Origin of the sequence: Rhodococcus sp. 15-649-2-2, assembly GCF_002258645.1 — a bacterium.
Classification (GTDB): domain Bacteria; phylum Actinomycetota; class Actinomycetes; order Mycobacteriales; family Mycobacteriaceae; genus Rhodococcoides.
On record NZ_NPFM01000034.1, the window covers coordinates 137,843 to 147,576 of the forward strand.

The following is a 9,734-nucleotide window of genomic DNA, read 5'->3' on the forward strand; positions in this document are numbered from 1 at the left end:
AAGAGTCCCAGTCGCTTACGCGACCGGACCTCCGAAGATCTCGATGGGCTTGCTGTCGGCGGAGAGCGTTACGAGCGCGCGCTTGGTGTCCTTGCGCTTGCCGTAACCGAACCGGGTCCGCTTACGCTTGCCCTGACGGTTCATCGTGTTGACGCTGGTCACGGTGACGTCGAAGATCTTCTCGACGGCAATCTTGATCTGCGTCTTGTTCGAGTCCGGGTGCACCAGGAACGTGTACGTGCCGTCTTCGATCAGTCCGTAGGACTTCTCGGAGATGACCGGTGCCAGCAAGATGTCGCGGGGATCGGCGATCGTGGTCACTTGCTTGCCTCCTCGTTCTTTGCAGGCCCAGCGATGAAGGTGTTCAGCGCTTCCACGCTGAAAATGACGTCATCGGCGTTGAGCACGTCGTACGTGTTGAGCTGGTCGGGTGCGATGGGGTGCACGCCGTCCAGGTTCTGGACGCTCTTCCACGCTGCGGTGTCTTCGCGTCCGACGACGAGCAGGACCTTCTTGCGGTCCGAGAGCTCGGCGAGGAACGTCTTCGCACCCTTGGTGGATGGAATTTGTCCGGCAACCAGTTCGGTAATCACGTGGATCCGCTCGCTGCGAGCCCGATCGGAGAGGGCACCGCGCAATGCGGCTGCCTTCATCTTCTTGGGAGTCCGCTGGCTGTAGTCGCGCGGCTGCGGTCCGTGGACCGTGCCACCGCCGACGAACTGAGGAGCGCGGGTCGAACCCTGACGGGCGCGGCCGGTTCCCTTCTGGCGGTACGGCTTCTTGCCACCGCCGCGAACCTCGCCACGAGTCTTCGTGGAGTGCGTTCCCTGGCGTGCCGCTGCGAGCTGCGCAATGACGACCTGGTGGAGGAGCGCGATGTTCGCGGGTGCGTCGAAGATCGCCGACGGCAGATCGACGGTTCCGTTGGTCTTGCCACCGACCTCTTTGACGTCCAGCGTCAAGTTGGTTTCGGTCTTCTTGTCGAGGCTGGTCATGCCCGTGCACCACCCTTCAATGCAGACTTGACGATCACGACGTTGCCGCGACGGCCCGGGATAGCTCCCTTGATCAGCAGCAGACCGTTTTCGCTGTCCACCTTGTGGACCGAGAGGTTCTGCGTGGTTACGCGATCGCCACCCATACGTCCGGACATGCGCATTCCCTTGAACACGCGGCCCGGAGTTGCGCAGCCACCGATGGATCCGGGGCGACGGTGCACAGCCTGTGCACCGTGGCTCGCGCCCTGACCCTTGAAGCCGTGACGCTTCATGGTTCCGGCGAAGCCCTTGCCCTTGCTGGTGCCGGTGACGTCGACGTATGCGCCGTCCTCGAACACTGCAGCGGTGAGCTCCTGGCCGACCTCGAACTGCGAGGCGTCGGCAACGCGGATCTCCACGATGTGGCGACGCGGCGTGACACCTGCCTTCTCGAACTGGCCGGTGGTGGGCTTGTTCACCTTGCGCGGATCGATCGCACCGAATGCGACCTGGACGGCGCTGTAGCCGTCACGTTCCTGGGTGCGGATCTGGGTGACCACATTGGGGCCTGCCTTGATCACGGTCACCGGAACGACGCGGTTGTTCTCGTCGAAGACCTGGGTCATTCCGAGCTTGGTGCCCAGAATTCCTGTCGCAGGCCGGTTCTTGTTATCAGTCATCGTTGTCTCCGCGCTCACTGGATGTTGACGTCGACACTGGCCGGGAGGTCGATGCGCATGAGCGCGTCCACCGTCTTCGGTGTCGGGTCGAGGATGTCAATGAGCCGCTTGTGAGTACGCATCTCGAAGTGTTCGCGCGAGTCCTTGTACTTGTGCGGCGAACGGATGACGCAGTACACGTTCTTTTCTGTCGGCAACGGCACCGGTCCGACGACGCGGGCACCCGTACGGGTGACCGTTTCGACGATCTTGCGCGCTGACGCGTCGATCGCCTCATGGTCGTAGGCCTTGAGCCTGATGCGGATCTTTTGTCCCGCCACGCTTAGTGTCCTTTTCTTGCCGCTTGGTCGTAGAACCGGCCGTTCGGCCTGCTCCACCTCGTCTGCACAGTCCCCGAGCCGGTGGAACCCACCGACCCGAACTGCCTTCGTGCACACACGACAGTGAAAAACGTTGACGACCCAGGCGTGGCCTGCATCCGTTGCCGCTCTTCATCTGTCATGGTTCTCCGGTCCACGCGGTCGGGCGTGTCGTGATTCCGCTCATTCGTCTGCGCTGAAACTTTCGCTTCAACCATCCGTACCGAACGAAACCCGCACCAATCGAGCTGGTGTTCCGGACGCGCTCACGTGGAGCGCTGGTCTCATGTCTTGCTCAGCCGGCTCTGCAGCCGACTCACCTGGTTCAGGCCGCACGCAAGCGCGTCCCGTGTCCAGGCAACCCGACCAGTATGCCGCAGTCCGGGCGACAGATCAACTCGGGGTCCGTCGATCGTCGTCGCGCTACCTTACCGAGCAGTAAGGTAGCGCCATGACCTCAGTCCAGAGCACCACGGGCGCAACCTATCGCGCCTGGTCGAAGCTTCCCAACAACACTATCGGGTCCGCCGTGTTCTCCTTCGGCATGTGTCTCCGGGTCCCCTACTTCGCTTCCGTGCTGCCGCGGGTGGTGGCCCTCGAACCGGGTCGCTGCGAGGTGACGGCTCCGAAATGGTTCGGAATTCGGAACCACCTGGGAACCTTCCACGCCATCGCCGCATGCAACCTCGCCGAGGTTGCGATGGGCATGCTCGCCGAGGCGACGGTGCCGACCTCGCACCGTTGGATCCCCAAATCGATGAACGTCCGATACCTGACGAAAGCAACCACCTCACTCCGTGCCGTCGCACAACTCGATCCGATTCCCGACTTCTCCGCCGTGACCGACGGACTCGAAGTCGTCGTGCCGGTCTCGATCAGAGACACCGCCGGCGTCGAGGTGGTGCACGCAGACATCACGATCTGGGTTTCCGCCGCGGCCCGTTGACATACTCGAACGATGAACACGGTTCGGCAGTCAAAGTCCGATGACTCGGTGGTCGTGGTCGGCGGGTCAGGGGCCGTCGGCCGCCTGATCGTCGACCTGATGCGCGGCGATGGCGTACCCGTGACGGTCGTCGACGTGCACGAGAGCTCCGACGCAGCCTCGCCGGTCACGGTCGGAAACATCATCGCGCCCGACGACCGGCTCACTTCGGTACTGACACGTGCTGCGACGGTGATTCTGGCGGTGCCCGAATCCGTGGCGTTGGCAGCAGACCTCTCGGCCGTGCAGCCCGAAGCACTGGTGGTGGAGACCTTGTCGGTGAAATCCGGATTCGCGCGCCACGTGGATGCCACCGACCGCCTCGGTCCCACCGTCGGAATCAATCCGATGTTCGCCCCGTCGCTGGGAATGGCCGGCCGCCCGGTGGCCGCCGTCGTGCACCGCGAAGGCCCATCCGCGGACGCCTTTCTCGACAGGGTCGCACGGTGGGGTGGCCGAGTCGTTCTTCTCGACGCCGCACGCCACGATCGCCTCGCCGCCGCGACGCAGGCTCTGACGCACGCCAGTGTGCTGGCGTTCGGGTTGGCCCTGGCCGAACTCGACCTGCCGTTCGGGGACATCGCTGCCGTTGCACCTCCCCCACACGCAACGATGCTGGCGGTGCTCGCTCGCATCACGGGCGGCGAACCCGAGGTCTATTGGGACGTACAAGCAGGCAATCCGCATGCCGCCGAGGCCAGAGCGGCACTGCGCCGCGCCACGCAAACACTGAACGAGGCGGTCGATTCCGGTTCCGAGACCCAGTTCGCGCGACTGTTGACCGAGGCAGAGTCCGCGCTGGGCGGAAGCGGCGATCACTATCGAGCAGTGTGTGCGGAGATGTTCGGTATCGTTCGAGGCAGTAGTAGAACCGATGACCGCTGGTAACAGCGCGGAGGCGAGGCACGCAATGCTGGAACAGCCGTCGTTGCCGGAGTTCGACTCCGACGATGTCGTGGAGAGTGCGGTCGTCTCGCGGTTGGCCAAGAACTGGGCGCAGCGCGCGACAGTGAAGAAGCCCGAACCCGAGCTCGACGACCTGTTCGACACGTCCAAACAGGATTTTCCCGACGCCCTCATACCCTTCGGCGAGCACGACACCTTCACCGGTGCCACCCCCGAGCAGAAGGATCGCCTCCGAGCCTGGGGTTGGATCGCGTTCAACAAGAACGTGATGGATGTCGAGCAGCACGTCGTCCACCCAGGTTTCGCGCTTCTGGCGCAGGACGTGTTCGAGACCGGAATGGGCGACACCCTCGCGGTCGCGGTGACCCAGGCGATGGTGGACGAGCAGTACCACACGCTGATGCACCTGAACGCGAGCGCAGCCACGCGGCGAGGGCGTGGGTGGGCGCTGTCGGAGCGTTCCCTGCCCTTCAGCTCGACGGTGCGTCGGCAACGTACTGCGCAGGCAACCAGCGACGACTCGTGGTCCGCTGCGATCAGCTCACTGGCATTCATGACGGTTGCGGAGATCTCCATCACGTCCTACTTGGACCTGATCGAGGACGACGACGTCATCCAGCCCATCAATCGGGCGACCGTGAAACTGCACAATCGCGACGAGTACTGCCATGCGTCGATCGCCGACGACATGGCCGCGATCGTCTTCGATCGACTCGGAGCCAACGACCGACAGAAGTTCCTCGACGGTCTCGTCGACGGCATGGATGCGTTCTCGAGCAGCGATTTCTCCACCTGGCGACGCATTCTCGAGCTCGAGGGCATCCGCGGTGCCGACGAGATGCTGGCGGACGTCGAACAGGACAAGAGTCGCCGCGCTCTGGTTCAGGACTACAGCGGGCTTCGGTCTCTGTGCCGGAAGCTCGACGTCGAGGACAGTATCGATATCGATTGGGGCTGACTGCGGAGGTCACCCGGCGTCGACCCGCAGGTAACATTCTCGGGGAATTCCGGTATCAAGTAGTGGCCCTCGACTCCACGGGGTCCTGCCCCACCATTCACCCCGACAGCTCGGAGATTCGATGTCGTCAGCTCAACACGCAGCCGTACACGTGGAGGACGTACACAAGTCCTTCGGTGATGTGCATGCGCTGCGCGGCATCAGCTTCTCCGCCGAGCGCGGGACCGTCCTGGGCATTCTCGGTCCCAACGGTGCCGGAAAGACGACCACCGTCAAGGTGCTATCGACCCTGATCGCACCGGACAGAGGCAGAGCTTTCGTCGCGGGACACGACGTTGCCGCGGACGCCCCTGCAGTACGACGCTCGATCATGATGACCGGACAGTATGCGGCTCTCGACGACACCCTGTCGGGCCGCGAGAACATCGAGTTGTTCGGCCGCCTGATGGGTCTGGACAAGAAGGCTGCCAAGGCGCGCGCCAAGGCTCTGCTCGACGAATTCGACCTCTCGGATACCGGCAAGCGGCCCGTCCGTGGGTACTCCGGCGGCATGCGTCGCCGCATCGACATCGCGTGCGGATTGGTCGTGCGGCCGGAGGTCGTGTTCCTGGACGAGCCGACCACCGGACTCGACCCGCGCAGCCGCCAGGGCGTGTGGTCACTGGTCGAAGCACTCAAAGCACAGGGCATCACCGTGCTGTTGACGACGCAGTACCTCGAAGAAGCGGACGTCCTCAGCGACAACATCATCGTCATCGACAAGGGCACCGTGATCGCGGAGGGCACGTCCGATCAGCTCAAGGCCATGACCGGTGGCAGCTACTGCGAAGTGGTGCCGCTCGATCCCGGTCAGCTCCGAGCGGCCGCGCAGGCATTGGGCGACATGGTCCCTGCTGCGGTACACGCCGAGATCACCGCTACATCCGACCGGCTCTCGGTGCCTGCACCCGACGGCGCAGCGACGCTGTCCGAGATCCTGCGCCGCGTCGACGCGGAGGGAATCGTGTTGGCCGACATCGCACTGCGACGACCCTCGCTGGACGACGTGTTCCTCACGCTCACCGGGCACTCGCAGACGAGCTCGAGCTCATGACGGCCACGACGCGGGGCTTACCCAAAACACACTCGAGGTTTGTCGAGCGGACCGGTGCCGGCTCCACCACACAGCAGCCGAAGCGGCGGTCACGAACGCGGCCGTCCGGATTCGTCCAGTGGCAGGCGCTGACCGGACGTGCTCTGTGGACGATGCTCACCAAGGGCGAGCTGCTGATCGCGGTCATCGCTCCGCTGATCTTCACCATCGGCTTCTACCTGCCGTTGAAGTTCGTGATGGGCCTACAGGGCATCAACTACGCGCAGTTCCTGATGCCGATCATCGTGCTGCAGGCTATGGCCTTCACCGCAATTTCCGCCGCCCAGAGAGCCTCGACGGAGGCGATGAGCGGACTCAATTCTCGTTTGAAGACGATGCCCGTCGTACGTGGTGTCCCACTGGTGGCACGGATCTCGAGCGGTGTGGTCCGTTCGTTGGTGTCGTTGGTATCGGCCCTCGGTTTCGGTTACGTCATCGGTTTTCGCTTCACTGCAGGATTCGGTCAGGCCCTGTTGTTCTGTGCACTCGCCATGTTGATCAGCACCACGTTGTCGATCGGTGCCGATGCGATCGGGACGCTGTCGAAGAGTCCGGAAGCCACCAGCCAGGTATTGACCCTCCCCCAGCTCATTCTCGGTATGGCCTCGTGCGGGTTCGTTCCGGAAAGTGGCTTCCCAGAACTCATCCGACCGTTCGTACGCAACCAGCCGATCTCGCAGTTCTCCTTCGCAATGCGCGACATGGCCGAAGGCGGAGTCAGCTTCCAGGTGTTGTGGCCGTCGCTCGCATGGGTGGCCGGCTTGATCGTGTTCTTCGTACCGCTCGCCATCTGGGCGAGCTCCAGGCCAGAGTGACGAGGCCGAGATGACAATGTCCGAAGCGTCGGTGAACACAACCCGCGTGTCCAGCCTGACCTTCCCCGAACCCAACATGGTCCTGGGCGAAAGGTCTGTTCGTGCACTCTGGACCCACAGTCTGATCCAGGCCAAGCGACTGTTGATGCGATGGATGCGCGATCCGTCGACGATGATTCAAGCGTTGCTGTACCCCGCGTTGATGTTGGTCATGTTCCGTGTCGTACTCGGCAACTCGATTTCCGCGGCCACCGGAGCGCCGGCGATCTACGGTCAGGTGCCGATGATCGCTCTTGTCGGAGCCATGTTCGGGTCCATCGTCAGCGCTGTCGGTCTCAAGGGCGAGCGGAAGTCAGGCTTGTTGTCCAGGTTCTGGACGACACCCACTCACCGCGCCGCCGGCCTGCTGGGCAGAATGATCGCCGAAGCAGTTCGAGTGCTCGTCACCACCTGCGTCATCGTCTGTGCCGGTGTCGCGATGGGGTTCAGATTCACCCAGGGAATTCAGGCCGGCATCTTGTTGATCCTGATTCCGGTGGTGTTCGGTATCGGGTTCGCGGTGATGGTGACATTCCTGGCCACGGTCGCCGGAGACGCACCACTGGTCGAACTGGTATCGATCTTCTGCACCCTGTTGATGTTCTTCAATGCGGGATTCGTCCCCGTTCTCGCCTATCCGCTCTGGCTCCAACCGGTGGTTGCGGCGCAACCTATGTCCGTTGCAGTCAACGCAATGCGGAATCTGGCTATGGGTGGTCCCGTCCTGACCCCGGTGTTGCAAACTCTGGCGTGGTCGCTCGGAATGGCAGTCGTGTTTCTGATACCGGCAATCCGCGGTTACAAGAAGGCATCTTCGGACGGCTGACGAACAGACGCACGACCGCATTCGGACCGGCCTCTTCCGCTCGGGCCACGTCCTTGCGTACCGTGAACCGCCGTGACCTCTTCGAGCGTGCCCACCGTATCGGTGATCATTCCTGTCGGCTCGTTCGATCGACATCTCGAGGCACAGCTGAGGGCTCTTGCAACGCAGGATTTTTCCAATGAGTTCCAGGTCGTCGTTGCAGACAATTCCGACTGCGCCGAGCTTCGGAAGTACCTCGAAACATGCGAAGTCCGTGAGGGCGTGTCGATCCTGTACGTCGACGCTTCCCAGGCGAAGGGGGCCGCGCATGCTCGCAATCGTGGAGCCGAAGCGGCGACCGGTGAGCTGCTCGCCTTTTGCGACGCCGATGACGTGGTGCATCCCGACTGGTTGAACAGCCTCGCCCGGCTGGCGACGAATTACGATGTGGTCGGTACCGCAGTCGAGACGTCGACGCTCAACGACGAACGGGCGCTGTCGTGGACGACCGGCCCTGCTCCGGAACAACAAGGTCGAACTTCGTTTCGCCCGTTCGCGATCGGTGCCAGCATGGCGTGTCGCGCGGAGGTCTATCGCGCTCTCGGCGGCATGGACAACCAGTTCGCAGCCAGCCAGGACGTGGAGTTCAGTTGGCGCGCACAGCTGGCGGGTCACAGTTTTTGCTTCGATGCGGAGCCGAAGGTCTCCTACCGTCTTCGCGACCGACTCCGACCGCTTCTGCGCCAGTCGTACCGGGCCGGTTACGGCACCACGAAGCTCATCGGTGTGTACCGCCCACTCGGTTGCCCTCCACTGAGCATTCGGACCGTACTACTCAGGTGGGGTGTGTTGATCCTGCGCAATCCACTGTTCCCCACATCGCTGACGAACCTGTCGCGAGGGCACTGGCTGCGTGCCCTGTACATCCGCGTCGGGGAACTGCGCGCTGGCGTCGAATACCGAGCGTTCAGCTGGTAGCAAATCGGGCTTATCTGTGAGCATCGTCACAGTGGGGATCGAGCACAACTCGCGGACCAGTAGTTCTGCAATTGCCCAAAAGGGTACTCGCACTATGAATGTTACGGTTGTGTCAACCACATGCTATCGCCGACGTCGTCCGACGCGGTGAGCTGAACCCGAAAGAGGCCATGGCGATTACAACACGAGCCGCGCGAATTCTCTGTGCGCTCGCGGCAATCTTCGCCGTGACCCTCTCCGGACAAGCCATCGCCTCCGCCGATCCTGCCCCCACGCAGTTTCCTACCGTGGAGGGGACCAACGACTTCGGCTGCGTTCCCAGCCCCGAACATCCACGACCTGTCGTGTTGATCCACGGCACCAAGATGGATGCCACGACATGGACCGTTCTGGCTCCGCAGCTCATCGAACAGGGCTACTGCGTGTTCGCACCCAATTACGGTGCAGTCGGCCTGCTGTTCGAGCCCGGCAAGGTCGTGTGGGGCTCGGGCGACATTCCCGAATCGGCGCGTGAGATCGGCGGTTTCATCGATCGAGTTCTCACCGGGACCGGTGCCTCACAGGTCGACATCGTCGGACACTCGCAGGGCGGAATCGTAGCTCGGCAGTACATGAAGTTCGACGGTGGTACCGATCCCGCCGACCCTTCACGAAACAAGGTCCACAGCCTCGTCACCCTGGGTGCCACCAACCACGGCACGACATTCGGCGGACTGCAGGAATTGGCGAAGCTGGTCGCCTCATTGGGACTTCCCGGTGACGCGATCACACCGTTGACCTGGAACATGGCCGGAGCCCAGCAATTGGTGGGTTCGCCGGTACTGGTCAATCTCAATGCCGGCGGTGACGCCCTTCCCGGCGTCGACTACACGGTGATCGCCACTCGGGACGACACGATCTCGACGCCCCCGGAGCAGACCTTTCTTCGTACCGGTGACACGGAGTCGGTGCACAACGTATGGGTCCAGGACGTCTGCCCTGCCGCAACCACTACTCACGTCGGGCTCGTCACGGATCCGGCACCGAATTACATGGTGCTCTCCGCACTCGATCCCGAATACGCCTCGACTCACACCGCACCCTGCTGACCTGACGGTCCG

At 63.0% G+C, this 9,734-nt stretch carries 12 protein-coding genes; 8 read left to right on the forward strand and 4 right to left on the reverse strand.

The features are described from left to right. Positions 1 to 15 precede the first annotated feature (15 nt). From rplW to rpsJ, 4 genes are read right to left on the reverse strand one after another with little or no spacing between them, the layout of a single operon-like run. Positions 16 to 321 (reverse strand): 50S ribosomal protein L23, encoded by a 306-nt coding sequence (gene rplW, locus CH305_RS26320; protein ID WP_008718314.1) that lies wholly within the window; start codon positions 319 to 321, stop codon positions 16 to 18. Beyond that, positions 318 to 995, reverse strand: a complete 678-nt coding sequence (gene rplD / locus CH305_RS26325; protein WP_032404662.1) for a 50S ribosomal protein L4 — start codon at positions 993 to 995, stop codon at positions 318 to 320. Before rplD ends, rplW begins: the two co-directional genes overlap by 4 nt. Then, on the reverse strand, positions 992 to 1,657 hold the full coding sequence (gene rplC / locus CH305_RS26330) for a 50S ribosomal protein L3 (RefSeq protein ID WP_027496309.1): 666 nt from the start codon (positions 1,655 to 1,657) through the stop codon (positions 992 to 994). The genes rplD and rplC overlap by 4 nt, the downstream gene beginning before the upstream one ends. A 14-nt stretch (positions 1,658 to 1,671) precedes the next feature. Further along, complete coding sequence (gene rpsJ / locus CH305_RS26335) at positions 1,672 to 1,977, reverse strand: 30S ribosomal protein S10 (RefSeq protein ID WP_003938093.1); 306 nt, start codon at positions 1,975 to 1,977, stop codon at positions 1,672 to 1,674. A 490-nt stretch (positions 1,978 to 2,467) separates the two neighbouring features. Between rpsJ and CH305_RS26340 the strand changes: the two genes are divergently transcribed. The 8 genes from CH305_RS26340 to CH305_RS26375 all read left to right on the forward strand — a co-directional run bounded on the left by CH305_RS26340 (position 2,468) and on the right by CH305_RS26375 (position 9,722). Beyond that, positions 2,468 to 2,962 carry a hotdog fold domain-containing protein gene (locus CH305_RS26340; RefSeq protein ID WP_094705500.1) on the forward strand — a complete coding sequence of 165 codons (495 nt, stop codon included), beginning with the start codon at positions 2,468 to 2,470 and terminating at the stop codon, positions 2,960 to 2,962. 12 nt (positions 2,963 to 2,974) lie between these two features. Continuing rightward, positions 2,975 to 3,889, forward strand: a complete 915-nt coding sequence (locus tag CH305_RS26345) for a prephenate dehydrogenase dimerization domain-containing protein (RefSeq protein ID WP_094705502.1) — start codon at positions 2,975 to 2,977, stop codon at positions 3,887 to 3,889. Positions 3,890 to 3,911: 22 nt separating this feature from the next. Beyond that, entirely contained in the window at positions 3,912 to 4,865 is a 954-nt protein-coding gene (locus CH305_RS26350) for a diiron oxygenase (RefSeq protein WP_032404659.1), read from the forward strand. 121 nt (positions 4,866 to 4,986) lie between these two features. Continuing rightward, positions 4,987 to 5,958 carry a daunorubicin resistance protein DrrA family ABC transporter ATP-binding protein gene (locus CH305_RS26355; RefSeq protein ID WP_032376628.1) on the forward strand — a complete coding sequence of 324 codons (972 nt, stop codon included), beginning with the start codon at positions 4,987 to 4,989 and terminating at the stop codon, positions 5,956 to 5,958. Further along, complete coding sequence (locus CH305_RS26360) at positions 5,955 to 6,812, forward strand: ABC transporter permease (RefSeq protein WP_032376627.1); 858 nt, start codon at positions 5,955 to 5,957, stop codon at positions 6,810 to 6,812. The genes CH305_RS26355 and CH305_RS26360 overlap by 4 nt, the downstream gene beginning before the upstream one ends. A gap of 10 nt (positions 6,813 to 6,822) precedes the next feature. After that, positions 6,823 to 7,677 carry an ABC transporter permease gene (locus CH305_RS26365; protein ID WP_052057948.1) on the forward strand — a complete coding sequence of 285 codons (855 nt, stop codon included), beginning with the start codon at positions 6,823 to 6,825 and terminating at the stop codon, positions 7,675 to 7,677. A 72-nt stretch (positions 7,678 to 7,749) separates the two neighbouring features. Further along, positions 7,750 to 8,634, forward strand: coding sequence for a glycosyltransferase family 2 protein (locus CH305_RS26370; RefSeq protein WP_094705504.1), 885 nt, complete (start codon positions 7,750 to 7,752; stop codon positions 8,632 to 8,634). 170 nt (positions 8,635 to 8,804) lie between these two features. After that, positions 8,805 to 9,722 (forward strand): triacylglycerol lipase, encoded by a 918-nt coding sequence (locus CH305_RS26375; RefSeq protein WP_032376625.1) that lies wholly within the window; start codon positions 8,805 to 8,807, stop codon positions 9,720 to 9,722. The last annotated feature ends 12 nt before the right edge of the window (positions 9,723 to 9,734 follow it).